The organism is Pedobacter ginsenosidimutans, assembly GCF_001442625.1.
GTDB lineage: Bacteria > Bacteroidota > Bacteroidia > Sphingobacteriales > Sphingobacteriaceae > Pedobacter > Pedobacter ginsenosidimutans.
In genome coordinates this window covers 205,998-232,080 of sequence record NZ_LMZQ01000001.1, presented here as the reverse complement: position 1 = coordinate 232,080, position 26,083 = coordinate 205,998, and the positions used below count along the sequence as shown (strand labels likewise).

Annotated in this window: 21 protein-coding genes; 11 read left to right on the top strand and 10 right to left on the bottom strand. The window is 37.4% G+C overall.

All coding sequences use genetic code 11. The features are described 5' to 3' along the window. Positions 1 to 393: 393 nt before the first annotated feature. Entirely contained in the window at positions 394 to 1,116 is a 723-nt protein-coding gene (locus ASU31_RS00870) for a LytR/AlgR family response regulator transcription factor (RefSeq protein ID WP_057930508.1), read from the bottom strand. Next, positions 1,088 to 2,206: a sensor histidine kinase gene (locus ASU31_RS00865; RefSeq protein ID WP_083505225.1), complete on the bottom strand. Its 1,119-nt coding sequence runs from the start codon at positions 2,204 to 2,206 to the stop codon at positions 1,088 to 1,090. The genes ASU31_RS00870 and ASU31_RS00865 overlap by 29 nt, the downstream gene beginning before the upstream one ends. A gap of 238 nt (positions 2,207 to 2,444) precedes the next feature. Between ASU31_RS00865 and ASU31_RS00860 the strand changes: the two genes are divergently transcribed. The 8 genes from ASU31_RS00860 (at position 2,445) to ASU31_RS00830 (ending at position 14,815) form a co-directional block, all read left to right on the top strand. Further along, a complete protein-coding gene (locus ASU31_RS00860; RefSeq protein WP_057930506.1) occupies positions 2,445 to 3,665 on the top strand; it encodes a serine hydrolase domain-containing protein in 1,221 nt (406 codons plus the stop codon). Between the two features lie 766 nt (positions 3,666 to 4,431). After that, on the top strand, positions 4,432 to 6,600 hold the full coding sequence (locus ASU31_RS00855) for an ATP-binding protein (RefSeq protein ID WP_057930505.1): 2,169 nt from the start codon (positions 4,432 to 4,434) through the stop codon (positions 6,598 to 6,600). Positions 6,601 to 7,397: 797 nt separating this feature from the next. Further along, positions 7,398 to 9,923 carry a glycoside hydrolase family 31 protein gene (locus ASU31_RS00850; protein ID WP_057930504.1) on the top strand — a complete coding sequence of 842 codons (2,526 nt, stop codon included), beginning with the start codon at positions 7,398 to 7,400 and terminating at the stop codon, positions 9,921 to 9,923. Positions 9,924 to 10,178: 255 nt separating this feature from the next. Then, positions 10,179 to 11,795 (top strand): hypothetical protein, encoded by a 1,617-nt coding sequence (locus ASU31_RS00845; RefSeq protein ID WP_057930503.1) that lies wholly within the window; start codon positions 10,179 to 10,181, stop codon positions 11,793 to 11,795. Beyond that, positions 11,795 to 12,523, top strand: a complete 729-nt coding sequence (locus ASU31_RS00840) for a hypothetical protein (protein ID WP_057930502.1) — start codon at positions 11,795 to 11,797, stop codon at positions 12,521 to 12,523. The genes ASU31_RS00845 and ASU31_RS00840 overlap by 1 nt, the downstream gene beginning before the upstream one ends. Positions 12,524 to 12,534: 11 nt before the next feature. Beyond that, on the top strand, positions 12,535 to 12,786 hold the full coding sequence (locus tag ASU31_RS27345; RefSeq protein ID WP_157257886.1) for a hypothetical protein: 252 nt from the start codon (positions 12,535 to 12,537) through the stop codon (positions 12,784 to 12,786). Between the two features lie 27 nt (positions 12,787 to 12,813). After that, on the top strand, positions 12,814 to 13,140 hold the full coding sequence (locus ASU31_RS00835; RefSeq protein WP_057930501.1) for a cupin domain-containing protein: 327 nt from the start codon (positions 12,814 to 12,816) through the stop codon (positions 13,138 to 13,140). A gap of 301 nt (positions 13,141 to 13,441) precedes the next feature. Then, positions 13,442 to 14,815: a serine hydrolase gene (locus ASU31_RS00830; RefSeq protein ID WP_167346144.1), complete on the top strand. Its 1,374-nt coding sequence runs from the start codon at positions 13,442 to 13,444 to the stop codon at positions 14,813 to 14,815. 257 nt (positions 14,816 to 15,072) lie between these two features. Here the strand turns inward: ASU31_RS00830 and ASU31_RS00825 are convergent, their stop codons facing one another. From ASU31_RS00825 to ASU31_RS00800, 6 genes are all read right to left on the bottom strand, one after another. Next, the gene (locus ASU31_RS00825; RefSeq protein WP_057930499.1) at positions 15,073 to 15,726 is read right to left on the bottom strand and encodes a peroxiredoxin; all 654 of its coding nucleotides are present in this window, start codon (positions 15,724 to 15,726) and stop codon (positions 15,073 to 15,075) included. A 6-nt stretch (positions 15,727 to 15,732) separates the two neighbouring features. Continuing rightward, on the bottom strand, positions 15,733 to 17,121 hold the full coding sequence (locus tag ASU31_RS00820; protein WP_057930498.1) for an MBL fold metallo-hydrolase: 1,389 nt from the start codon (positions 17,119 to 17,121) through the stop codon (positions 15,733 to 15,735). 244 nt (positions 17,122 to 17,365) lie between these two features. Further along, positions 17,366 to 18,169, bottom strand: a complete 804-nt coding sequence (locus tag ASU31_RS00815; RefSeq protein WP_057930497.1) for a sulfite exporter TauE/SafE family protein — start codon at positions 18,167 to 18,169, stop codon at positions 17,366 to 17,368. A gap of 371 nt (positions 18,170 to 18,540) precedes the next feature. Continuing rightward, positions 18,541 to 19,170 (bottom strand): Crp/Fnr family transcriptional regulator, encoded by a 630-nt coding sequence (locus tag ASU31_RS00810; protein ID WP_057930496.1) that lies wholly within the window; start codon positions 19,168 to 19,170, stop codon positions 18,541 to 18,543. Positions 19,171 to 19,182: 12 nt separating this feature from the next. Further along, entirely contained in the window at positions 19,183 to 19,596 is a 414-nt protein-coding gene (locus tag ASU31_RS00805) for a DUF6691 family protein (RefSeq protein ID WP_057930495.1), read from the bottom strand. A gap of 211 nt (positions 19,597 to 19,807) precedes the next feature. Further along, complete coding sequence (locus ASU31_RS00800; protein ID WP_057930494.1) at positions 19,808 to 20,365, bottom strand: YeeE/YedE family protein; 558 nt, start codon at positions 20,363 to 20,365, stop codon at positions 19,808 to 19,810. Between the two features lie 370 nt (positions 20,366 to 20,735). Here ASU31_RS00800 and ASU31_RS00795 point away from each other — a divergent pair, with 370 nt between their 5' ends. Further along, positions 20,736 to 21,683, top strand: coding sequence for a hydrogen peroxide-inducible genes activator (locus ASU31_RS00795; protein ID WP_057930493.1), 948 nt, complete (start codon positions 20,736 to 20,738; stop codon positions 21,681 to 21,683). 76 nt (positions 21,684 to 21,759) lie between these two features. On the opposite strand, the gene ASU31_RS00790 is transcribed toward ASU31_RS00795, so the two are convergent. Together ASU31_RS00790 and ASU31_RS00785 are read right to left on the bottom strand one after the other, a co-directional pair. Next, the gene (locus ASU31_RS00790; protein ID WP_057930492.1) at positions 21,760 to 22,278 is read right to left on the bottom strand and encodes an ankyrin repeat domain-containing protein; all 519 of its coding nucleotides are present in this window, start codon (positions 22,276 to 22,278) and stop codon (positions 21,760 to 21,762) included. 200 nt (positions 22,279 to 22,478) lie between these two features. Then, entirely contained in the window at positions 22,479 to 24,008 is a 1,530-nt protein-coding gene (locus tag ASU31_RS00785) for a catalase (RefSeq protein WP_057930491.1), read from the bottom strand. Positions 24,009 to 24,347: 339 nt separating this feature from the next. Here ASU31_RS00785 and ASU31_RS00780 point away from each other — a divergent pair, with 339 nt between their 5' ends. Further along, a complete protein-coding gene (locus tag ASU31_RS00780) occupies positions 24,348 to 24,935 on the top strand; it encodes an RNA polymerase sigma-70 factor (RefSeq protein WP_057930490.1) in 588 nt (195 codons plus the stop codon). 77 nt (positions 24,936 to 25,012) lie between these two features. Next, a complete protein-coding gene (locus ASU31_RS00775; protein ID WP_057930489.1) occupies positions 25,013 to 26,050 on the top strand; it encodes a FecR family protein in 1,038 nt (345 codons plus the stop codon). Positions 26,051 to 26,083 lie beyond the last annotated feature (33 nt).

Here is a 26,083-nt window from a genome sequence, read left to right as displayed (position 1 = left end):
CTTCTTTTTGACAATCAATTTCTTGGTTCCCATTACGTCAATTTTATTTTTTTTGCAACTAGGTAAGGAATAGGTGATTTTATAAACTGTTATTATAAATTCAATTAATCACAATTAATCCACTTTACTTCTGCCGTTGTTTGATTGTTATCATAGTTTCATTATTTTCTGAAGACATAATGGGTTAGACAGAGTAACGTTAGTAACTTGGAAAAATCAGAGTAGATGGACCCCGTCTAACCGGATATAAATTTTTTTATGAATAATTGGTTGCCATTGTGTTATTGATTTGGCGGAAAGGGGTCAAATTAACTGGTTTGTCCAATAGGGTTTCCATATTCTTCATACAGTGTATAATGGCGTTGTCTGCAAGGTCAAATGATGGTTTTAAAATCAGTCCTGGTTGTTCAAGGCAGAATCTGTGAGCACCTTCAAGGCATACTCCTTATAACTTGAGCCTATGGGTATTTCCAGTCCTGCAATCTCAACATCGTATAGGGTGAACGCCGTAACTTTTAGTAAGTTGACAATAAAGGAACGGTGGGTGCGCAGGAATGGCTGTCCTAGTACATCTTTTTCGAAATCTCCAATTTTATATTTAGTTCTTACTTTTCTGTCCTTTAGGTGAATCAACAGATAATCCTTCACACTTTCTGCATAAATAATGTCGTAAACTGCCACCCGATGAACTTTACCCCCAGATCGGATGTGTATGAAGGGTTGAGGTTCATTGGTCTGCACCTGAAGATTTTCGTTTCTGGCAAAAAGCCTCAGATAGCGCTCTATCGATTTAAAAAACCGTTCAAAGGTAATCGGTTTAAGCAGGTAATCCACAATGTCTAGGTCATAACCTTGAATTGCATACTCCCTGTAAGCCGTTGTGATGATTACTGGTGGCGGGTTTTTCAGGACTTTAAGGAAGTCCAGGCCAATAATACCAGGCATCTTGATGTCCAGAAAAAGAAGATCAACTTGCGTCGAATTAAGCACTTCCAAAGCTTTCACTGCATTTGGACAGCTGCCCACAACCTCAAAGTTATCCAGTTTGTCAATATGACTTTTTATCAGCTGTAGTGCCAATGGTTCATCATCCACTAAAAGACACCTTGTTTTCATAAGTTAATCCCGTTTTATCTTTTACCCTAAGATCAATTATCAATAAGGCTACAAAGATATTGTTTTCTGTAGAAACGCTAAGTTGATGTCTTTTTCCATACACCAGTTCAAGTTGCTTTCGGACGTTGACCAGGCCGATGCGTTCACTGCTACTTTCTCTGTAGGCAGGAAAATAGCTGTTGGATACTTTAAATTCAAAGAGTCCTGATCGAAGTTGTAGGTTAATATCAATAACAGGGCTTGCAACGTTTTCTCCTGCCCCATGCTTAAAGGCATTTTCTACCATCGAGAGTAGAACCAAAGGCACAATCGCCAGCTCTTCGTCCACTGAATGAACGAAGCTCAGCTTGAGGCGCTCATCATACCTCAGCTTTTCGAGCTCTAGATAATTTTTTATTAAACTCACTTCGGCGCTGATCGGAACAGAAGGACCCTCGCACCTGTAAAGAATGTGGTCCAGTATCTCCGAAAGTCCCGCTATAGATTTTGAAGTAATGGGGGATGCAGTGAGCGAAAGTGCATAGATATTATTGAGGGTGTTGAAAAGGAAATGGGGATTAAGCTGAGCTTTGAGTACTTTCAGTTCTGCCTGTGCTTTTTCTTTTCCCATGGACATAGTGCGTTGCTGGCTCATGTATTGATCCCTAATAAGTTTTATAAAGGAGAAAAGCCAGGCCGTAGAAAAAGAAAGCGCAAAATAATGGGTGAGGAGCTTGGGAAGGTCAGTTGCGATTACCCATAGTGATTCCTGTCCGAAGGGCTGTAATCTAATAAGTGGTTCCAGTAGGTAAATAACCGCTATCCTCGACAGTACACAGATTAGGTAGCTGCCTATAAGAAAATAAAGCACTACCACATAATAGCTTTTAGATAGAATTAACCGTGGGATAATCAGGTAGGAGATGAAATACGAGGCGATTATAGTCACTGAAATATAATAGGAGTGCCTGTAAAAGATCTTTTCAGGATACTGGTATTCCTGCATGTCGTACCGGTTTAAAAACACCACAGAAACCACTAGCCAGAAAAGCACGTGGCTTAAGCGCCTGTGGGAAGTACTGAACCTGATTATTTTTTCCAGTAATGGCATGAATGCAAAGATACAACTCTAGCGATTTTATCCTTTGTTAGTCGACGAATAAGCGGGATTTCATGGTGTTTAAAGGTTTTTGGCCTATTAAACGCTACAGTCTTTGAATTAAGCTCTTCATCTCCAAAATAGTGCTATCCATCGACATTCCCACCTACATAAACCATTCTTCATTACTTTTGGGTCATTGGTCAGCGGACAAGAAAAAACCTCCCAGCCTTTAAGAAATAAGTAACATATGAAAATAATATTCGAGCTGAAAATATTTGCACTGATATGCTTTACCCTGACTACCTCTGGTCTCCTCGCCCAGGAAAGAACTGCATCCAAGAATTTGAGTGCGAAGGAACTTGATGCAATGATCCAAAAAAGCATAGATGAATCCGGAATGGTTGGGCTCAGTGCCGCCATTATTGTAAAAGGGAAGATTGTTTGGATGAAGGGTTTTGGATATGCCGATAAGGAACTACGCAAACCTTTTACCCCAAATACCATAATGAATATTGCCTCAATTACAAAGACCATTACCGGTGTATGCGTCATGAAGGCAGTTGAGGAAGGTAAACTATCTCTTGATGCCGACATCAATACATATCTACCCTTCAAAGTTATCAATCCTCATTTTCCGGATGAAAAGATTACTTTGCGTAACTTGGGTACGCACACCTCGGGCATAATGGATAGAAGCCCAGTCTATGAAAATTCTTATTTTTATGGCGGGGATTCCCCGGTCGCTCTCGAAGATTTTTTAAGAAGCTATTTCGATGTTAATGGTGAGCTCTATTCGAAAGATAACTTTTTGAACTACAAACCAGGCACGTTTTGGGAGTACTCCAATATAGCGACTGGGCTGGCAGGTTACATCGTCGAAAGGGTGACGGGTATTGGATTAAATGTGTACAGTAGAAATAATATCTTTAAGCCGCTTGGTATGAAAAATACTGGATGGTTTAGCACTGAAATAAATATGGGTGCTTATTCCAAAGGTTATGATAAACAGGGTGATACCTTAAAACTTATCCCGTATTTCGGGGTTCCCACCTATCCGGATGGGGGTGTTCGTACTTCAGTAGCAGAACTTTCGAAATATTTTATAACCCTGCTGGGAGACGGCCAATACCATGGAAAGCGGATTTTAAAGAGATCCTCTATTGATTCAATGCAGCGCTATCAGTTCTCGTCTGGCCATAAGCCAGAAAACCTAAACCTTTCCAGCAAGAATGCTGGTTTATTTTGGGCAACTAAAGATGGTGGAAGGAAGATCGGTTATGGAGGAACCGATCCAGGGGTGAAGACAGAGATGTTGGCGGATCTTGATAAGGAGGTTGCTGTTGTACTATTTTCAAATACCTCGTTGAACAATAGGGATTTTATCAAATACTATGTAGGGGTCTTTAATGAATTGTTCCAATATGGGAGGCAATTAAAAAAGTTCGCAATTCAAAAAGGTGAAGACTGAATGTTCAATAGATTGTGAATTACCCACAAAGGAAGGCGGTTACTTTTTCCTTTATGCTACTTGTCAGGCCATTTTCCGCGGAAGTGATGATTTAGCAGAGAATTAGAGAAGCAGACCTTTTATGTGATATATCCACAGTGGCAGTGACCATGACGCAACAGTTCAACAGGAACCTCAGTGCAAGCCACAATTTATATTATGAAACTTGATCCGCTGGATTATTCGATCCATTAGTTAAATAAGGGCCTAAGCCAATCTGAGCATGGATAAATCCACAGATCAGGGCATTTGTAAGTTCAAAGCTAGATGTAGAAAGGAATCTGCACTATCTTATAGACTGAAGTAAATTTAATATCCAGCAACCGATAAGCTGGATAAACCAAAGTAGATTGAACCCTAGATCACCAAAAATAAAATTGCCATAATGTTTTGCTTGCTGTTATATTAATGGATTGGCACGAATGGGGTAAATACTTTGGTTTATCCGCTAAGTCTTGAAATTCTCACCTTATTCAGCTTTTAGTTGAAACTTAAGAGATGATAGATCTGATGTAGGCTAATCTCTTTCTCATTGAAATTACTTTAGAAGTGTCCATATTATTTTGAACGAGAAATTCTTTTCTTAAGTTGGGATTGTCCTAATAGTGTCTAATCCATCTTGGGCAACTATTATTGAGATATCTATTTTATCTTGTCACTTAAGTCTTAAAATTTGATTTTCTCGTACATAACAAAATATTAACTTTATAGCCTTAAGATTCTACTGATGTCTGCTTCACCTCCCTTCCTTGATCCACTCTCCGTAATTAAAATTTTTTCTCAAACAAAAAATGCTACAGCACTTCATGTAGGCGAGGAGGCACATATCCAGTTTGCAAATGAGGCGATGCTTCGCATCTGGGGTAAAGACGAGGCTGTTATAGGCAAATCGCTAGAGGATGCACTTCCTGAGCTGAAAGGGCAACCCTTCATCGAAATGTTTGCAAAGGTATGGCGTGAGGGTTTGACGATATCAGGCAGCGACACCCCGGCTATGCTCAAAATTGATGGTAAGGAGCAAATATTCTATTTCGATTTTGAATATCGTGCTATTTTAGATGATATTGGTAAAACGATATGTATACTTCACACCGCTACAGATGTAACAGACAGATTTTTAAAGCAGAAAGCCATTGAACGGGCTACCGAAGGTGCGGAGTTATTAAAAAAGGAAGAGGAGTTAAATGAAAATTTAAGTCACGAAAACCATACCCTCGCAGCCGCATTGGATGAATTGAAGGCCTCGAACGAGGAACTTTATCTTACCAAAGAAAGCCTGGAAAGCTTGAATCAGAAGCTGGATATGATGGTGAAGGAAAGAACGGAACAGATTTATTTTCTAAATCAAGAACTTAAGGCATCAAATGAGGAGATTAGTGCAGCCAATAAAGAACTCGCGGCCTCAAATGAAGAACTCTCCAGCATCAACAAAAAAATGGCAAAACTCATTGAAGAACTGGAGAAGGGTGAGCGGAAATTCAGGCAACTCATTCAACAGGCACCGGTTGCCATCAATGTATTCAAAGGAAGGGATCTGATTATTGAAAGTGCCAATATTAAGATGCTAGAGATCTGGAACAAAACGACAGAAGTTGAAGGGAAAAATTTTACAGTGGCTCTCCCTGAAATTGCAGACCAGCCCTTCATCGAAATCTTGCATGCTGTACTTGATACCGGTATTCCTTATCATGGAAAAGAGAGTAAAGCAATAATCATTAAAGATGGCGTGGCTGAGGAGCGATACTTTAACTTTATCTACCAACCAATAATCGATGAAGAAGAAAAAGTTGGCAGCATCCTTCAAGTCGTTACCGAAGTTACTGAACAGGTAAATTCGAGGAAGGAGATTTCTGAGGTTAACACCAGGCTTAATATCGCCATAGACGCTGGGTCGCTTGGGTCAACCGAAGTAGACCTGGAAACTGGTACGATGGTGTATAATGAAGAGTTTAGTCGGATGTTTGGGAAAAAGCCAGGTGAGGATTTTGTGTATGCAGATATGTTTGAGGCAATGCTTCCCGAATATAGGGATCGGATTAAGGAGTTGGTGGCAATTGCAAAGCAAGATAACAGCATATATCACGCAGAATATCAAATCAGATGGCCTGATGGCTCCTTGCACTGGATTAGTGCGCATGGTAGGGCAAGATACGACAGTAAAGGCAAGCCGATTAAAATGGTTGGCATATTATCAGAAGTTACAGAAGTCAAAGCAGATGAACAGCGAAAGAATGACTTTATTGGTATGGTTAGCCATGAACTTAAAACGCCACTCACTTCTATGACAGCATACGTGCAAATCCTGCAGCACAATGCTCAGAAGCGACAGGATAGTTTTGCTGCGACTGCACTCGAAAAGGCCCACAACCAGCTAAAAAAAATGACTGGTATGATTAATAGTTTTCTAAATGTATCCAGGTTGGAGTCAGGTAAGATACACATCGAGAAACAAGATTTTGACCTCTGTAGTTTAATAGAGGAAATGAGAACCGAGTTTAAGGTGACAGCTAATCGTCACGAAATTATTTTCGAAAAAAATCAACCAGTAGTTGTGAATGCTGACCAGAATAAGATTGGGCATGTTGTTACTAACTTCATTAGCAACGCTGTAAAGTACTCACCAGTAAATACCTTGATTACCATCAGCTGCCAGGTTGAAGGTAATAGTGCAGTAGTATCCGTGAGCGATCAAGGAAAGGGAATTAAGGAAGAGGATACGGCAAAACTCTTTGAGCGATATTACCGTGTAAATGATCAGCCATCGACGATATCAGGATTTGGAATTGGTCTTTACCTGTGTGCAGAAATAATTGAAAGACATAACGGAAGAATTTGGGTAGATAGCGAATTAAATAAAGGATCAACGTTTCACTTCAGTCTTCCTTTAAATCCATAACCAATATTTAGAGATAGATTAGAGATTTTGAGATTACTGCTCATACGATTCGTTGGGTAATTAAAATATTAAGGAAATAATTATTACATCTTTAGTTTCCTTTATTTTCGAATGGACTAAGGCTCAATATCTTAAGTTCGAATTAGGATCTCTTTAGACATCTCGAAATAGAATAATTCTGCGATTTTGCAAGGTCAAAACTTCTTTATGAATTCATTTTCTAAAATATAGCGATAAAAAACTTCAAAATGTAAAGGATTTTATCTCGCCAATAATTTCAGATTTAATTATCCAGAGCAGACAATAACTCAGATTTTCAAAGATTTAATTTGGTTATTCATATTGGTGAAATAACGCTTTAGCAAGGGGTTAGTGAAATAGCATGATATATGGATAGCATCCGGCTTCTAAGTTTTAGTAGTGTAAGGAACCTTTTGGAAAAATTCTTGGCTAAAATATATAAAAGTCGGAAAATAATAATAAATAGTCTGTATACTACAATAACTCCATATTATAAAAAATTAAATTTGACCTACTAAACTTTATTAAATTAATAATAAGGAATAGATAAAACCAAATATTCAATAGTTATAATCTCCTCACTTAGCTATGATCCGACTTAGAAAAATTTAATTGTATCCTTAACTTATATAGTCGCTAAGTGTAGATATTTGTACTTACAAAAGCTGATACTGCCAGTTAATATCTGAATCAGATTTTCTGTTTAGCGCTCATAAAATAAGTTTTTACTAAACCAAAAGTTCACATGACTCAATCTTAGTTGATTTATAATAACAATGACAAAAAAAATCCTATTTTTTATATTAATCTTATCTGTTTTTTCAATAAAATCTAACGGACAAGGTGGCGCAGGAAAAAAATTAGACAATCAAAACTTTTTCATTGTGAAAAAAGAACCTTCAGGGGCATTGTTTATTGGTAAGCGTCAAAAACTTCGGGTAATCTTTATAAGTCCCGAAATAGTACGCATACAATATGCTCCTTTGGGTGAATTCAAAAGTAATGAAACAGATGCCTGCATCCTAAAGAAAAATCCAAATGTTGCTACTACGTTTTCACAAAATTCTAAAAACTATTCCTTATCATCCCGCGCCTTAAGTGTCAGATTGAATAAAGCTACAGGTTCACTAAGTTATTTCTCAAAAAATGGAACCAATATTCTTCAGGAATCTCCAGTTGACCCACGCTCATCAGAAAAAATTAATATTGAAAAAGTTGGCTTTGATGATAGCAAGGATAAAATTGAAAAAACAGCGAATGGTGATTTGGTCATTGCCCAGGTTGGAACTAAAGCTGTGATAGGTAACGCCTGGAAGATGATATGCCGTTTTAAATGGCAATCTGACGAGGCGCTCTTTGGGCTTGGATCTCATGAGGAAGGGTATATGAATTTAAGGGGCAAAACGCAATACCTTTATCAGCATAATCTTAAGAAAAGTGTGCCTGTTTTAATGAGCTCAAAAGGATATGGGTTATTATTTGATGCTGGTTCAACAATGGTGTTTTCTGATGAGCAGCCAGATAAGAGCATCCAACTGAATGCGGTTAATGAATTGGATTACTATTTTTTGTACGGACCTGAAATGGATGAGGTCGTTGGTCATTACCGTTACCTGACAGGAAAAGTGCCCTTAGCGCCCAAGTACGCATTTGGCTATATACAGTCAAAAGAACGTTATACCAATCCAAAAGAAATTGACAGTATTGTCACCCGTTTCCGATCCTCTAAAATTCCATTGGATATGATTGTCCAGGATTGGAACTACTGGAAAAATGGCTTATGGGGTCATAAAAAATTTGATGAAAAATTTTATCCTAATCCGGGCGAAATGATTAAAAAGGTGCATGAAAAACATGCAAAATTCATGTTGTCGATTTGGCCAAACGTTGCAGGCAATGAGTCTGCTGAAATGGGAAGAAAGGGATTTGTACTAGGTAGATCCGTATATGATGCTTTTAATCCTGCAGCCAGGAAGATGTATTGGGATGATTACGTTAATAAAAATCTTTTTTCATTAGGTGTGGACGCCTGGTGGTGTGATTCATCTGAGCCTGTCGATGGTGACTGGAATGATAAGGCGAATGGTATCGCGAATAATCCAAAAGCGAGGTATGAACTTAATTCAGCAGGATTGAATGAACTTCTTGGTCCTTTAAGGGCAAATTTATTTTCGCTCAATCATGCACGCGGAATTTATGAAAACCAGCGTTTGGTAACTGATCAGAAAAGAGTGCTTAACCTTACACGTTCAGGTTTTTCAGGTATTCACCGGTATGGAACATTCATCTGGAATGGCGATACCAAAGCAACATGGGCAGATTTCGCCAGATGGATACCTTCTGGACTGAATTACATGGCTACAGGTAATCCTTACTGGACAATAGATGCCGGGGCATTTTTTGTTAAATCAAAATCGCAATGGTTTTGGAAAGGTGACTTTAATAAAGGCGTGCTGGACAATGGTTACAGGGAATTTTACGTCAGAACCCTTCAATTTGCCACCTGGTTGCCAATGATGAGAAGCCACGGTACTGATTTTGCCCGCGAACCCTGGCAGTTTGGAGACCTTGATAGCCCTTTTTACAGGAGTATTATCACCCAGATTAATTTAAGATATAAGCTTTTACCTTACACTTATTCGCTGGCAGCTATGGTTTCCAATCAGGATTATACAATGACCCGTCCCCTTATCTTTGATTTTAGATTGGATAAATTAGTATACGATATTAAAGATCAATTTATGTTCGGCCCTGCTTTTATGGCATGCCCGGTGACTTCGGCGATGTATTTTGAGCCAAATAATAAAGCAGTTGATCAGGCTAAAACCAGAAAGGTTTATTTACCTAAAGATAACACCTGGTTTGACTTTTGGACAGGGAAAACATTTAGGGGCGGAATAACAATCGATGCAGATGCGCCAATTGATAAAATTCCTGTTTTTGTGAAAGCTGGTTCAATTGTACCATTTGCTGCAGCCCAGCAATATTCAGACGAACAACCTGATGCGCCAATTGAAATACGGATATACCCCGGAAAGGATGGAAATTTTACACTGTATCAGGATGAAGGAGAAAATTATAATTATGAAAAGGGACATTTCTCAACGACAAAGCTAACCTGGGATGACAAAGCAAGAATACTTACTATTGGGAACAGAAATGGAAGCTACGCACACATGGCTATAAAACAACAATACAAGATTATTATCGTTAGTGAAAATGCTGGGATTGGCATAAAAGAAAATGAAGGGTCAACAAAGAGCATAGTTTATACAGGTCAAAACATTAATGTTAATTTTTAATTCATCTAAAGTATAAATATGAAAGAACAAGTCTTACTGTTAAGTTCAATTCTAATTTGAAATCACAGGTCCAATAACCACCTGAAAAAAATGACCAGATCCTTATAAGTGGTGTATAACCTTTTTAATGTAGATATAAAATGACGATTTCTAATTTAGACAGTAGCGACACATTTCGTTGGTAAATACTTAGTTTTAAGTATTTTATAATTTGAAAAATCTTCTTAAATTTCATTATCCAAACAATTAAGATTTATGTTACGCTCACATTTTCTTATAAGGGGTTTTTACGCGATAGCAACTCTCTTTTTTTTGCTCCCCGTTTTTGCGGTGGCGCAGACACCTTTTCATTCTGATGCATATATCAAATTCGATATGGCGTCCCAGCTAACAGACAAACCAATACCATTCGACCGCGCGTTTACGCTATTTATCGATAAGCTTCCCAAAGGAGCAGTGCAAAGGGTAGAGGTCTACGAGGCATTAATTAACGATGGCAATCGTGATCTGGTAGAAAGCAGTTTTAAGGATTATAACGGACAGGTCGTAACGAGGGCTGTGGTTGATTTGAATCTGTTGTTTTTGTCAAGGTCAGACTCACTGAGTATCTATTTTCCTCCGCTGAAACCGAACAAGGATTTTGATATTAACATTATATACGCTCTCACGAAAGCCAGCAAAGACAAACTTCTGGAAGTCAATTCTAAGTTATCCTCGGGCAACCACTCAGAGGCGTTTGACGAATACATTCTTCTGGACAAGAGCTTAATTTCCCCTTACAACAACCGAACATACTTTAGCCTTGCCTTCCCCGATTATGTGGACTTTTATAACAAGAAGTTGAAATCGTATTACAATTCTGCACGAAGCGAGCCCCTCTTTGCTTCTGGAATCCTGAATCTTGTCGAATATAGGGCAATCGATATTTCCACTTCAAAGTCTGTTTCTGACTTTAAAGACGGAGGGTACTTTTATGAGCTATTTAGAAAGAACAAAATGGCAGATTTTCAACACGGTCTTTTTTCGCTATCTGAAATTATGGAGCCTGGGAAGGCAACAACCAGGGATCATCCGGAACAAGTACTTAAAAACCTAGAGAACAATTTCCTTTTTATCGATTCGATGCAAAAAAGGATGGATAGAGTTATGCTCAACCATCCTTCGTATTTAACTATCAATGGGATCAAGGTTGATCTTAAGGTGTTAAGGGATAAGGTTTCGGAGTTAAGGGGTAATATCCAGCGTAATATTACCATATTCGATGGGATCGTAAAAAAAATCACTGAAGCTATTGAAAAAAACAGGGAACTTCAGGAAGGAGTCTACATTGGTGGAAGTACTGTAGCAACTGACCTTAAATCAAAAGGGGGAAACATTCTATTTCTCGACCTCGGTATTAGTCTTCTGAGTACGCAGGGAACCAATACAAGGTTCAAGTTTATCCCAAAGCTTTTTACCGGCATAAGCATTTATTTCAGGCCAATAGACAAAAACACCAGAAGGTCAAAATTTCCTAGAGCGTTTCCGGGCAGGTTTGATGGGACGAATAGTACAGGCGGATATGGACCAGATTATGGTATTGCTAGCAGGTCAAGCCTGGGCCAGCGGCTGTGTATAAATTTCGGTCTCACACTCGGGGCGATGCAGGATGATAATTTCTCAAATCTTTACAATAACATGTCACTGCTCATAGGTCCTGGCTACAGATTCGCAAATGCTTTCAAAGCCAGTGTTGGCCTTTCACTTTTGCGTAGGGCTTCGTTCAATCCAGCCATATCAGAAAAAATAGTCGTGCCTGGGGCCTATGCATCCCTATCGGTTGATGTAGACCTTTTGCAAAGTATCAAGGACATAACCTCAAAGCTGTTCTAATGAAAATATTTATAATATCTGCATTCTTCATGCTGCTGATTTCCTGCAAGAAGACGGTCAGCATCGATGAGATCTTTGTATCACTATCTGCCAGCAAAACCAAGCTCTCCGCAGATGGGCTTTCCATGTCTGAAATATCCGTTCAGCTCAGCCCAAACTCGAGCGCCGACAGGAGAACGGTTGTCTTCACCACCACTTCGGGTAATTTTATTCCCGGAAATCAGGACAAAGCATTGGTCAAGGCTGAATACAATGATGGGGTACTCATTGCTAAGGTTTTACTACGTTCTCCTCTAAAACCAGGAATGATATCCGTCAGCGTATCTCCCGAATTTGACAGTCCAAACTCCGAGTATATACTGAGTACAGACATCGAAGCAGTACCGTCAGAGCCATTCTCAATGAAGATTGAGCCTTCTGGTTTTGGGATATCATCAAATTTTCTTACAGAAATTAAATTGCGAGGGTTGCTCAAAAACAGTGAAAATAGGCCAGTATCCTCTGGTTTCAACGTAGTATTTGAAGATGTACTCTTGAGTGGACTGGCCGCCAATGGCCGCTTCAGAGCAGTGCAGAACCAGACTGCGGACAGTTCATCCGTTTCTGCTATCTATTCGGCTCCAGCATATCCCATAGGAACCGAAATCAAGATAAGAGCCGTCTGTTTGGATTCAAAGGGGAAAAAGACCGTAGTTCGGGATTCTCTATTATTGACTGTTAATAAATAAACACGAAGCCTATGAAAACAATTTCCAAAGCAAAGCACAAGAAAATAAATGATCTGCTGGAGTCCGGAAGACTTATCGATGGATTGAACCTGCAGTTGCAGGAGCTAGGCCTTAAAGATTTTGAGGTCGAGTCATTAAATATCAAAACAGGTGCTAACTCTCTAGAATTTGATTTTAGAACGCACATTTGCGCACATGGATTTCCGCAGAAACAGATTTGTTCAAATGGAAGCTGCATGTGGGTATGTAACCACCCTGGTTAAAAGTAAACTAAAAAAACAGGAAAATATATGAAATATCAGCATATCAAACCAGAAGACTTTATCTGGATGGAATCAGAGATTGGAATACAGACCGCTAGATTTAGCGATTTTGGCGTAATTATGTCCGTTGTCCGTGGAAAAAAGGGAACAACGAGCAAATCGCATTCGCATTCCGAAGGCTCCTATATTTTTATAGTTAGTGGAAAAGTGAAGATTGACGAATTTATTCTGGAGCCTGGTACAGCTGGTGCATGTCGTCCAGGTGCTGGACATTATCAGCAGACTTTTCTGGAAGATTCGGAATATATTGTATGCCGTTCGGCCAAGGACAGTATTACTTTGGAAGAAGTTTGATGTGCCACAATCATAGGAAGAATGTTGAAAAACCTGGGGGATGGCAGAAAGAACTACGTAAAAATTTATATCGCTAATACAGTCTATCGTGAAGTTTTATCAAGGTTTGCAAACGTCTTTTAGAGGGAGAAAACAAAATTCATTCGGTACAAAAAATAATAATCCCAAATTTGGGTTTTGAAGAATCTAGAGAATAATGCAAGCTATTTTAAATACATTATCGTTTATTTTTTATTTATTCTTCTTCGTGCAACTTATATAAAAATCCTACGTCTTAGTAAAAAAAACTATGAGGATTTACTTGATTTTATTTATTGTCTTGGTGTTTTCATTTACCTCCAAAGCACAGCGAAGTGCAAAGTTGCAGATTGATTCATTAATGAGCATTGCCCATCAAAGGGGGATTTTTAATGGAAATATTTTAGTGGCCAACCATGGAAAGGTTATATACGAAAAGTCTTTCGGATTCGCTGATGCTGAAAAAAAGATACCACTAAAAAAAGAAATGCGATTCGACATTGGGTCAATAAGTAAAGAATTTAATGGGGCAGCCATAATGTTACTCGCTGAACATGGTAAATTATCTTTAGATGACGAGTTATTGAAATATTTTCCAGACCTGCCTTTATGGGCAAAGGATATTAAGATAAAACACCTTATCAATTATACTAGTGGAATACCTGTACTTGGGCCTCAATTCGACGCGACAGATACTTTAATCTTAAAAAGTTTAAAGAATTTGAAAGAAATAGTTGCCGCACCAGGAACCCTTTATATCTATAATCATATTAACGTTTCCTTGCAGCGAGATATTATTGAAAAAGTAAGTGGTATGAGTTATGCTGCCTTTTTAGAAGATCATATCTTTCCCTTGGCGGACATGAACCAATCAGCCGTAGATTATCCGATTGCTTCAAAGGATATGGCAAGAGCATTTGATGAAGATGGTAAAAATGTCGAATATGCTCAACAAACCAAAGGATGGGTACGCTTACCTGTGAGAGATTTATACAAATGGTTTATTGCCTTGGATGCAAATAAAGTTATTTCTCCAGAGTCAGTAAAAGTGTTGGGTAATAACTTCCCAGGTGGTGAGAGTAGTTTGGGAACTGCTGAATTTCTTGCCGACACACTGGTTTGGCATCAGCATCAGGGTTCAAACAGCAATTATGAGGCTGCATTTTATCACGATAGGAGAAATGGCGTATCTGTAGTAATGATGACCAACAACCAACAAATGAAAGTCTGGCCTTTAAAAACTGCAATAGTTAATATCATCAATGGTAAGCCTTTTGCTGTTCCAAAAAAATCACTTTATCTCTCTATCAGGGATAAAATTCTGGCAGATTTTACTAAAGGGATGGATTATTACCACGAGTTGAAAATTTCAGGACAGGACCGTTTTGATTTTAGTTTCGAAATCGGCGATCTTATCAGCGTCGCTAAATATCTTCAGAGGAGGGGCCGCTTTGATGATGCAATCTCAGTCCTAAAAGAAGCTGTTTCTTTACCAGCCCGACCGCAGGATTTATCTTATGGCTATGAAATAATGGGTGAATGCTTTCAGAAGAAAAACGCGAATGCTTTGGCTCTCGAATGTTATCAGAATGCTTTGGCAAAATACCCTGCAAACAAAAATGCAGAAGGAATGATATTGAAGCTCACTGGTAATTGATAAAGTTTTCAGACTTATAAAAACTCAATCTAAGTGACCTCGTTTCGCTTAATTTATAACAATTTGTTATTTAATCATCTTGTATAAATTTTGTTTTTGGCGAGATAGGTTCAACTGCCCGCGGTTCATCCAGAGTAAAAATCGAGATAACAACACTTTACTATTTTTATTGCTATATCAACTATTTCGTTTTTTAATACTTTTTCTCAAAAGAACATGAAAATCAGGATAAATTTTCACGTTCTTTTAATTTAAATCTATAATTGCTTTTTAGCGAGATACCAATCGGTCTTTTCAAGGGTGTCATCTTCTTTTCGTGCCTTGAGTGCTTCCAGGGTTTTTGGTGCTGCAACAATTACCTGCTCTCCGGGGATCCAGTTCAGCGGCATTGCAACCTTATGGTCATCAGAAGTTTGAAGCGCAAGCAATGAACGTTTGATTTCTTCCATATTCCTGCCAACATTTAGGGGATAATACATGATAAGTCGAATTTTCCCTTCCGGATCAATAATAAAAACAGCACGTACAGCAGCAGTCTCGCTTTCACCAGGCTGGAGCATTCCGTAAAGTTTGGCTACTTTCATATCTAAATCGGCTATGATTGGGAATTCAAAAAGTACCCCCGTTTTCTCATGTACTGCATTCACCCAGGCAATATGTGAATGGATGCTATCAATACTTAATCCCATTAATTTTGTGGAATGTTTAGAGAAGAAGTTGCTTTCATTTGCAAAACCAGTCATTTCAGTAGTACAGACAGGTGTAAAATCTGCAGGATGGGAGAATAATATGACCCAATTACCTTTGTTGAACTCAGAGAATTTTAAATTTCCAATTGTTGTTACGGCTGTAAAGTCAGGCGCGATCTCGCCTATTCTAGGCATAAGATTTTTGGTTTCTTGTGTTTCCATTATAATTTATTTAACTAATTCATTGTTTTTTATCCATTCGTTTATTCCTCCCGAGAAATTTTTTAGTTTCTCAAATCCTTCATCTTTTAAGATAGAATAAGCAATTGCGGCCCTATCGCCACTTTGACAATGTATAAGCACATGTTTGGCTTTGCTGATTTTGTCAAGGTTGTTCTTCATTGTTCCTATGAAAATATTCTCTGCACCTTTAATATGACCTGCTTGATATTCAGAAGCATTTCGAACATCAATTATCTGCGTATCCTCATTTTTTATTAGTTGTTTAAAAGTTTCAATGTCGATTACATCTGCAGTTTCTAATTTAAAATCTAAGTCTTCCACACCTGAGAAATAACCATACATATTATCCAAACCTATACGCATAAGCTTTCGGGTAAGATCTTCTATTTCATGCTCACTGGCTATTAATATAAATTGTTCCTGAAAAGTTAAAATCCATCCACACCAAGTTGCAAATGACTTGTTTCCCTGTATATTTATGCTTCCTGGGATAAAGCCCTGTTCAAAAATAACTTTGTCTCGGGTGTCTACTATCCGTATTCCATTATGATAAGCATGCAAGAAATCTAGCTTTGATAATTTTGGATGTTTAGGAACTTCAGTAAGTAGGGGACGGGCTACCTTATTTAGATGCTTCATCATCGCGAAATATTTAGGAGGCTCTGGTTGACCTTCTAAAAGATAATCAACAAATCCCTGTTCATCATTTTCAAACTGAAATGCCCAATTACGTATTTTTTCATAACCTATTGTTGAAGAAGGAACTGCACCCAGAGACTTTCCGCAGGAGGAGCCAGCACCGTGCCCTGGCCATATCTGAAGATATTCTGGTAATTTAGCGAAGTTTTGAATTGACCTGTACATATCTTTGGCACCCTCTACCTGTGTGCCAGCAAGACCAACTGATTTTTCCAGAAGATCAGGACGACCTACATCACCAACAAATACAGAATCACCCGTGAATATCATAACTGGCTTATCTGTTGCTGGGTGATCAGTTAAAAGAAATGAGATACTCTCAGGAGTGTGTCCAGGTGTATGAATTACTTCAAGGGAAAGATTTCCGACATGAATCTTATCTGAGTGTTTTAATCCTATGTGGGCAAATTCGTAAAGCCAACCTTTACTACCTTCTTCTGAAAGATATATTTGCGCTCCAGTTCGCGCAGAAAGTTCTCTAGAACCGCACAGAAAATCGGCATGTATATGGGTTTCGGTAATGTGTGTAATCCTTAGATTGTTTTTACTAGCTATATCTATATAAATATCTATGTCCCGCTGTGCGTCTATCACAATGGCCTCACCTTTTGCCTGACAGCCAATAAAGTAGCTGGCCTGAGCTAAACTTTTGTCAAATATGTTTTGAAAAATCATCTTAAACTTTATTTCTTTTAATTAATAATTTCTGTTCTCCATTGCCAATTGAGCGTCATTAAGTTCTTCAGAAGTATTTAATCATTCCAAATTCATATCTATTGTACCTGATGACTGAATGTTAACGCCTGTAAAGTTCCCTTGTTTTTATGTGTCCAACGGTAACATTGGTTACATTCATCCTTTTTATAATTTGAATAGATGTCTGCTGATGGCAATAATAACGATAGTATGACTAGTCAATTTACGGTACTAGTTCTTTAAATAAGATGTAAATGCCCATGAACATCACAAACCATCCAAAGGCTATTTTAAGTTTAGCTGACTGAACTTTTTGGGAAAAATATATCCCTGTAAAAATCCCTATCACTGAGCATAGGGTAAATGATAAAAGAAACTTCCAGTCCACCGAAATGCCACTTTGTAACGAACCTGCGAAACCTATTACTGAATTAAGGGCAATAATACAAAGTGAGGTTACTATTGCTTTTTTCATTGGAATCCTGCCCAAAAGCACTAACGCAGGTATGATGAGAAATCCTCCCCCAGCGCCAACTAAGCCTGCAAGGATGCCGACCGAAGTTCCCTGTAAGAAAAGGATAACATTTTTTTTAGCGTCAACCTTACCTTCTCCCGTGGTAAGGCTTTTAGGCTTTTTGATCATAGATACAGAAGAAAGAATCATAACCATTGAGAATATCACCATTAAAGAGACATCTCTGGTAAAATCAACCCCATTAATAGAAAATAAAATATTTGGTATAACTGGTATGATAAAAGCCCTAGTTAGATATACAGATATGATGGATGGTATGCCAAAAATGAATACGATTGGGAAAATTACCGATTTTTGGATGATTCCACTTATTCCGCCTATTAAAGAAGTCATGCCAACAATAAATAAAGAATATGTTGTAGCAAGAATCGGTTCTATCCCAAGAATGTAAACTAAAATTGGAACCATCAGAATGGAACCGCCGCTGCCGATAAGTCCTAAAGAAATGCCAACAACAGCTGCTAGCATGTATGCTACTGCTTGTGAAATCATTGTAAGAAATGTTTTAATTTCAACAAAACTATAGTAACCAGCTCTAAGCTGCGGTAACAATTGTTACAGAGTAAGTTATTTTCTGTGAATTAATAGGGCCTTTCAAGTCCATTAAAGTATAGAAAACGAGTACGATCTAAATAATGTGATATTTAGTTTGAATCCCCGTTTTAGGCTTGTCTCTTATGGTTGAAACATGTGTAGAGAAAAATTACATTTTTGTTCAGAAATTATTATTATTTTTTGATTGCAAGTGCAATAATCATCGACAGAGTTGCGTCGAATTTTTAAAATAAAGAGATATTAAACCTTAAAAATATTATCTCGGAAAATAATCGAAAAAGCAATAAAAATCTGAACGTAAGATTATATCAGCTTATCAACTCGATGTTGTGACGGTTTAACTTGACTTTTCCATCGATTTCCAGTGTTTTTAAAAGCCTGGAGATCACTACTCTTGAGCTATGAAGTTCATATGCAATTTCCTGATGGGTTTTACTTACAATTTTTGAATTAGTTATCTTGCCCATCTCCTTAAGATAATTATAAAGTCTTTTGTCCATTCTCCTGAACGCGACATTATCTATCGCTGCAAGCATTTCATTCAAACGGTTATTGTAGCTTGTAAAAACGAAGGTTCTCCAGCTTTTGTATTTGCCCAGCCAGTCTTCCATCTTGACTATCGGTATCATTGCTACCAATCCATCGGTTTCAGCTACTGCCCTTATTTTGCTTTTTTGGTCCCCGATGCAACAGGTGAGTGTCATTGCACAGGTGTCACCTTTTTCTATAAAATATAAAAGCAGTTCGCCTGTGTCTAAATCCTCCCGCATAATTTTAATCGCACCATTAATTAATAGGGGCATACTCTTAATATAATTTCCTAAATCTATAAGTATGTCGCCTTCTTTGAACTCAATCAGTTTTGCGACTTCTGAAATTTCATCTACAAGTGATTTTTCAAATATACTGCCGTAAGCATCTCTAATGGTTTCGATCATAACCTGTTTATATCAATGTGGAAGTTTGTGTCTGATGAGCCCATATACCCAGGTTCCCAATAGTGCCCCTAAAATTACAATTAATATTGGGATATAGCCTGCCCCGGCAAGTACAAACATCGGCCCGGGACAGGCTCCGATCAAAGCCCATCCCGATCCAAAAATTATTCCTCCTATTAAGTACCTTTTAACTCCCTTGTCTTTAGGTGTTAATTTAATGGTATTCCCAAATACATCTTTAGAATGTTTTCTTTTAATATAATTGACCAGAAATATGCCAGTAAACAATGCCGTTCCCATCAATCCGAACATGTGGAATGATTGGAATTTGAACATTTCATATATCCTGAACCAGGATGCTGCTTCAGATTTGTACATGACTATACCGAAAAATGTTCCGATAATTACATAAATCAAACTTTTCATTTTGTTGTTTTTTATATGATATTTTATTGAGATTTGCCAACTTATGGTTGCTTTTATGAAGAGACTTCCTAAGTTAATTTTGTGATAATTATTTGCAATATCTCTTGTGATTTCACCTACTTTTAATATTAACTAATAGATAGTTCCCGTGCTTTGGCTAAATGAAAACTGGTCTTACAAACACATTTATTCAAATATATCTTTTACTTTTTCAAAAGATCATTGGCATTATAAAATGTATCATGATCAATCCACCTGTAAAAAATCCAATAGTAGCGATCAGTGAGGGTAATTGAAGATTACTAAGACCAGATATTGAATGTCCAGATGTACAACCTCCTGCATATCTTGAGCCAAAACCAATCAATAATCCCCCAATCAATAATATTGCAAATACTCCAGGCGATGAAATGGCGTTGTTGCCAAACATTTCTTGAGGTGCATATGATTTTCCAGCGCTCTCAAAGCCAAGTGAATGTAGATTTTCAATTGTTTTTGGATTTAACGTTGGAATCTGATTTTTTGAGAGGTAATGGGAGGCAATATATCCTCCTATGATTGCACCCAACATGACAAGTAGGTTCCAATATTGTGATTTCCAGTTGAAACAGAAAAAATCACACGACTTGTCTGCTCCTGCGATCGTACATATCGTTCTCAAATTGGAGGACAATCCGAAATTTTTACCCAAGTAAAGGAGCGAAAACATGGTCAAAGTTATTAAGGGGCCAGCGATATACCATGGCCAGGGCTCGAAGATCCAATTCATAGAAGTAATTATTTAAGTACTCAACATTGATGAGTGAATACACGGTGCGTAAAAGTATACTTAATTGTAAAGAACTTCTGTAACCTATGTTACACATCGAAGATGTTTGAGTTACTATGTTTGTCTTTTACTAATTCATATGCATTGCTCCCTAGATAATATTTTGATCTAACGACTAAATCGAAAATTCTCTAGATAGTATAAGCAGGAATAGTTAAGGGCGCAAAAAAAAATATGCTACCATAGTATCTCGATATATTCAATAAATTCTAATATGATTTAGGTCTAAAAAATCGCTTATGAATTTATAAGACATACGATCAATTAACATATGTTTATTACATTTGAAATTTAATAGATAAAATCTATAATGACCATAGTCCAGCTAAAATATATAGTTGCAGTTGATACCTACCGACATTTCGCGTTAGCCGCTGAAAAGTGTTATGTATCACAACCAACGATGAGTATGCAGATACAAAAAGCAGAGGAAGAAATCGGAGCGAAAATATTTGACCGCAGTAAACAGCCTGTCATCCCTACCGAACTCGGAACTGAACTTATTGAGCAAGCCAGAAAAATACTTTCCGAAGTTGAATTATTAGACCACATGGTTCAAATCCGCTTGAGCGTGATTTCTGGTCAATTGAGAATTGGGATAATACCTACACTGGCTCCCTATTTATTGCCACTATTCATAAAGCCTTTCACAACCAAATATCCAAGAGTAAAATTAATAATCAGTGAGCATACAACAGAAATGATGACCTCAAGCCTGATATCTGGAAAGATTGATATTGGTATTTTGGCCACGCCTTTACAGCAAGCAGGAATAAAGGAATATCCGTTATTCTACGAAAAACTCCTGGCTTATGTTTCTAAGAATAATGGCTCAGATAAAAAAAACTACATTTTAGCCAAGGATATTGACCCTAAAAAATTATGGCTGTTAGAAGAAGGCCATTGTTTTAGGAGTCAGATTATGAATTTGTGCGCGCTAAAGCATTCTATCGATGGTGAAGGCCAGTTTATATATGAATCTGGTAGCATTGAAACCCTTAGAAGAATGATCGATATCAATGATGGTATTACCATTATTCCTGAGCTTGCAACCATAAATATGAATGAGGAGCAGATGAGCCAAGTGAGATATTTTGCTGAACCATCCCCGGTCAGAGAAATTAGTATAGTTGTGCATAGGGATTATATCAAGAAAAAACTGATCGCTATAGTTAGTGAGGAGATAATGTTGTGCCTGCCTGAAAATGTAAGAGCCAACATAAATAGTAATACTATTCCTGTAACCCAAAGTACTTAGTTATCGGAGATTATATTGAATTTGTATAGATCGCTGATATGATTTAGAAACAGACCATAACACATTTTCTACACCATCAATTTTTTAAAAGTGCTGAAATTTCAGCGTTTTCTTGATTCACTGCGTAATCCATGGCAGTCTTTCCCCATTTATCCTTTATGTCCTTTTCAGCATTTCTACTAAGGAGAAATTTTACTATTGAAGCATGTCCGAATGTGGATGCAAAGATCAATCCAGTGGCACCATTAAAGTTTATCTGATTTATATCGCATTTGTATTGTGCGAGTAATACAACCATATCAATATAACCCTTGAAACATGCCCCCATTAAGGCTGTATTTCCGGACCTGTCAGAAAAGTCTGTTTTAGCACCATTGCTAAGCAGGATACGGGCAGCATTGTAATTACCATTATAAACAGCAATAATCAGTGGAGTTGAACCCCTTGAATCTGTAGAATCAATTTTTATTCCACTCGTTATATATGTTTTTAGAGTTACGGTGTCGTTATTTCTGGCAGCAACAAAAATGTCTTGGGAAAAAGAACTTTCTGATGAGCAAAAGATAAGTGATAGGATAATTATGATTAGTTTCATTATGGTTTTTCTTACTTATAAATAAAATATTCTACTGCCTTCTGTATTTCAACGGCTTCAATGTGGTAGTCTTGCCTTGCTCTGGGTACTTACGATTTGCTTCTGCTTTTATAAGCAAGAAACTAATTAACCTAAAGTCCATACATATATATCTTCACAGGAAGCGCAGGTTAACTTGCCCTTCCTGTGAAGTTTAATAATTAATGATTGCTAAAAGTGGATTCAGCCTCTTCCCGAGATATTTTCAGCACACTAGCAAGCTTTTTACCAAAATCTGCATCTGCCATGTAAAAATATCCTACCATTTTAAGTGCCACTGACCTGTTTTTAACTGCGGAGAGATCCCCGGTTAGGTTCTTTATAAGTTCTAATTTTTCATTTTCTGGAAGTGATCTGTAGAAATCCCCCGCCTGTTTGAAATTCTCAGGTTTATCTATTTGATGCCTCACTGTAGCAGTGGAACCATTTATTTTGGACGAAGAGGCTAGAATACCATTGTCTGTATATTCTTTGTCCGAGGTATTTGGCTGGTAATTAACATCTGAGGTTTTATTCTGATTAGACAATGCACCATCCTGATTATAAGAATGAACAGGCACCATCGGGGCATTTACTTTCAGTGATTGAAAGTTAGCGCCAATTCGGTAACGCTGGGTGTCGAAATAAGAAAACAGCCTACCCTGTAAAAGTTTATCTTCCGATGGCTCAATTCCTGGAACTAGGTCTCCAGGTGAAAATGCAGATTCCTCAACCTGTTCAAAGAAGTTATCTGGTATTTTATTTAGTGTCATTGTACCGACCAATATGCTCTTGGTATCTTTTTCTGGCCATATTTTGGTAGCATCCAGCGGATTAAAATCAAGATGCTCAAAATCTTCCGGCTTTAACATCTGAACATATAAATCCCAGGAAGGGAAATCATGAGTTTTTATATGGTCGTAAAGATCATTTGTAGCATGCTGAAAGTCTTTGCCCTGAACTAGTTCTGCCTCCTGTGCCGTTAACCCTTTAACGCCTTGCTTTGTTTTCCACGTGTATTTAACATAGGTTATCGCTCCCTCCTTATTAATCCATTTAAAAGCATGTACGCTGGAACCATCCATCTGGCGATAGTTTGAGGGTATACCCAGAGTTGTGTATAATCTGGTTAACATATGCGTAGACTCAGGTATATGTGAAAAAAAGTCAAAAAATCGGTTTGGATCCTGTCTGTTAGTTATTGGTGAGGGTTTAAGTGAATGCACCATGTCTGGAAATTTGATTGCATCTCTTATAAAAAAAACAGGAAGGTTATTCCCCACCAAATCATAATTACCTTGATCTGTATAGAACTTGACAGCAAAACCGCGTGGGTCTCTCAATGTTTCTGGAGATCCGTTTCCATGGATAACAGTTGAAAATCGTACGAATACAGGCGTAGCTTTACCCTTTAAAGAGAATAATGAAGCCATCGTATAGGCAGAGAAATCAGCAGCACTCGTGAATGTTCCAAATGCACCTGCGCCTCTAGCATGAACAACTCTCTCAGGTATACGTTCTCTGTCAAAGGCTGCAAGTTTTTCAAGCAAATTTATATCTTCTAAAAGTACAGCACCATTATTTCCTATTGTTTTGGAATTTTGATTATCACCTATGGGAACGCCTGTATTGGTAGTTAAAGTCTTTTGTTGTGCATACGTTAAGCTAGCAAAGCACAAATAGATAATTAGTAGCGGAATTTTTTTGTTCATCTTTTTTATAATTTTGTTTTCAAAACTATTGTTAAGATTTTAGCAAAACCAATCACTTAAACTGATGAGAAAATAGGAAAAAACTATTTTATAATTATCGGGTAACGGTATTTATCAATTTAAATATTTTATGGTTATCATCCATATATGAGATTTTTATCAGTGAATAGACACAGCAAGATTCTTTAATTTAACCTACGAGCTAATATCACCCATTATTTCTTTAATTACCGCTGAATCGCCATAACGCCGATCTTTTGTTTTTGCGCTAATAATTTATTTACTTTATAGTATCTAATAAAAGATTTTTAGAGAACTAAATGCGATTTACGTAAGGGGATGAGTACATTTTCAAAGTTTACGGATGATGAACTCCTATTGTTGATTACTCAAGGTAAAGTTGGAGCATTTGAAGAGGTTTATGAGCGTTATTGGGCGAAACTTTATAATTCAGCTCATAAACGGCTAGATAACCACGCTATATGTGAAGAAGTTGTCCAGGACGTATTCGTCAAATTTTGGGAAAAAAGGTTCCAAATTAATGTATCTTCTGCACTTAGCAGTTACTTGTACACAGCGGTCAAGTATTCTGTTATTGATTATTATCGCAGAGAACTTTTAAAAAATACTTTTCTAACCGACAAGAGGTCACAGTCACCCCTCGATAATTCCAATGAAGAAAACATCTTCCTTTACGACCTAAAAAAACATATTGAACGTGTTGTAGAATCGCTTCCTGAAAAATGCAGGAAAGTATACCAGTTAAGCCGCAATGAAAATAAGACAAATAAGGAGATTGCAGTTTTACTTAATATATCAGAAAAAACCGTTGAGGGGCACCTCACCATCGCACTTAAGTCAATAAAAGCAAGCCTTTGCATAGTCCTGATCTTCATAAATGCCTATTTGGAAAATTATTTTTTTTAAAGAGCAAGGGATTTGCCTTAGTTATTCGACTTCCTATTATAACCATAATATAAACTAATAAATCAAAGGCTCAGGATATGGACAATCATCAACTATCCTTATTATTAAAACGATATCTATTGGATGAATGTAGTGATGAAGAAATTGCTATAATCGAACATTGGTATGAAAAATACGAGTCTGTTACGCCGGTGATTGATCAAATGAGCGAGAAAGAAATCGGACTACTTAAATCGAGAATGCTTGCAGCGATATCTGAAAAGGTCGATGCTTTTGATTCGATTCCAGAAGAAACAACGACAAGTGTAAAAATAGTTTCCATTTATAAAAAATGGTGGTTCAGGGCTATTTCTGCTGCAGTTATCTTAATGATTCTTAAAATATCGGTTTTTGATGGTTTATTAGAAAAAAAGAAAGAACAACCAGATAACCGACAAGTTTTTGTTGTGAATAATACTCGAAAAGTTCTCAAGAAGATATTATCTGATGGAAGCGTCGTTTGGCTTAAACCAAATTCGAAAATAGGCTTTCCCATAAAATTCGCAAAAAACATCAGGTTGATTTCCATGGATGGAGAGTGCTTTTTTGAGATATCAAAAAATCCTGAGCGCCCCTTTATAATCAAGAGTTCTCATTTGATCACAAAGGTTTGGGGTACAAGCTTTAAGGTTAAAGACTATCATAGTCATACTGATGCTATGGTAAAAGTTTTAACTGGAAAAGTATCTGTCGTTAAAAATAATAAGGTATCAGAGCCTGATAAGTTCAAAGCTGTTGGGGAGATAATGTTGACTGCAAACCAAAAAGTTAGTTATCAGCAAAAAGATGATCGTATATCTACGATAAAAATGGCAGATATGCAGGATATGTCAGAATGGAAACATCTTAGTTTGTCCTTTGAAAATGAGCCGCTCTCTGAGGTTGTGAAAAAACTTAAACAAAGTTTTAATGTAGACATCGTCTTTGAGAATACCTCGCTGGAAAATATGCATATCACTGCAGACTTAACAAAGCTTAATTTAGCTGAAGTATTAGAAGTGCTAAAAGCATCAATGAACATAGATTATGAGATAAGTGAATCTAAAGTTTCGCTTATAAAATCCAATAAATTCTAACCAAATAAATCAAAAACGATGAAGTCTTCATAC

What these genes read in the sequence shown, in the direction of transcription:
- ASU31_RS00820 (WP_057930498.1), bottom strand. Translation starts at nt 17,121, where the DNA reads ATGATTTTTCAAAACATATTTGACAAAAGTTTAGCTCAGGCCAGCTAC.
- ASU31_RS00810 (WP_057930496.1), bottom strand. Translation starts at nt 19,170, where the DNA reads ATGATCGAAACCATTAGAGATGCTTACGGCAGTATATTTGAAAAATCA.
- ASU31_RS27345 (WP_157257886.1), top strand. Translation starts at nt 12,535, where the DNA reads ATGAAAACAATTTCCAAAGCAAAGCACAAGAAAATAAATGATCTGCTG.
- ASU31_RS00825 (WP_057930499.1), bottom strand. Translation starts at nt 15,726, where the DNA reads ATGGAAACACAAGAAACCAAAAATCTTATGCCTAGAATAGGCGAGATC.
- ASU31_RS00855 (WP_057930505.1), top strand. Translation starts at nt 4,432, where the DNA reads ATGTCTGCTTCACCTCCCTTCCTTGATCCACTCTCCGTAATTAAAATT.
- ASU31_RS00840 (WP_057930502.1), top strand. Translation starts at nt 11,795, where the DNA reads ATGAAAATATTTATAATATCTGCATTCTTCATGCTGCTGATTTCCTGC.
- ASU31_RS00835 (WP_057930501.1), top strand. Translation starts at nt 12,814, where the DNA reads ATGAAATATCAGCATATCAAACCAGAAGACTTTATCTGGATGGAATCA.
- ASU31_RS00775 (WP_057930489.1), top strand. Translation starts at nt 25,013, where the DNA reads ATGGACAATCATCAACTATCCTTATTATTAAAACGATATCTATTGGAT.
- ASU31_RS00850 (WP_057930504.1), top strand. Translation starts at nt 7,398, where the DNA reads ATGACAAAAAAAATCCTATTTTTTATATTAATCTTATCTGTTTTTTCA.
- ASU31_RS00860 (WP_057930506.1), top strand. Translation starts at nt 2,445, where the DNA reads ATGAAAATAATATTCGAGCTGAAAATATTTGCACTGATATGCTTTACC.
- ASU31_RS00845 (WP_057930503.1), top strand. Translation starts at nt 10,179, where the DNA reads ATGTTACGCTCACATTTTCTTATAAGGGGTTTTTACGCGATAGCAACT.
- ASU31_RS00815 (WP_057930497.1), bottom strand. Translation starts at nt 18,169, where the DNA reads ATGATTTCACAAGCAGTAGCATACATGCTAGCAGCTGTTGTTGGCATT.
- ASU31_RS00805 (WP_057930495.1), bottom strand. Translation starts at nt 19,596, where the DNA reads ATGAAAAGTTTGATTTATGTAATTATCGGAACATTTTTCGGTATAGTC.
- ASU31_RS00790 (WP_057930492.1), bottom strand. Translation starts at nt 22,278, where the DNA reads ATGAAACTAATCATAATTATCCTATCACTTATCTTTTGCTCATCAGAA.
- ASU31_RS00800 (WP_057930494.1), bottom strand. Translation starts at nt 20,365, where the DNA reads ATGAATTGGATCTTCGAGCCCTGGCCATGGTATATCGCTGGCCCCTTA.
- ASU31_RS00865 (WP_083505225.1), bottom strand. Translation starts at nt 2,206, where the DNA reads ATGCCATTACTGGAAAAAATAATCAGGTTCAGTACTTCCCACAGGCGC.
- ASU31_RS00870 (WP_057930508.1), bottom strand. Translation starts at nt 1,116, where the DNA reads ATGAAAACAAGGTGTCTTTTAGTGGATGATGAACCATTGGCACTACAG.
- ASU31_RS00795 (WP_057930493.1), top strand. Translation starts at nt 20,736, where the DNA reads ATGACCATAGTCCAGCTAAAATATATAGTTGCAGTTGATACCTACCGA.
- ASU31_RS00780 (WP_057930490.1), top strand. Translation starts at nt 24,348, where the DNA reads ATGAGTACATTTTCAAAGTTTACGGATGATGAACTCCTATTGTTGATT.
- ASU31_RS00785 (WP_057930491.1), bottom strand. Translation starts at nt 24,008, where the DNA reads ATGAACAAAAAAATTCCGCTACTAATTATCTATTTGTGCTTTGCTAGC.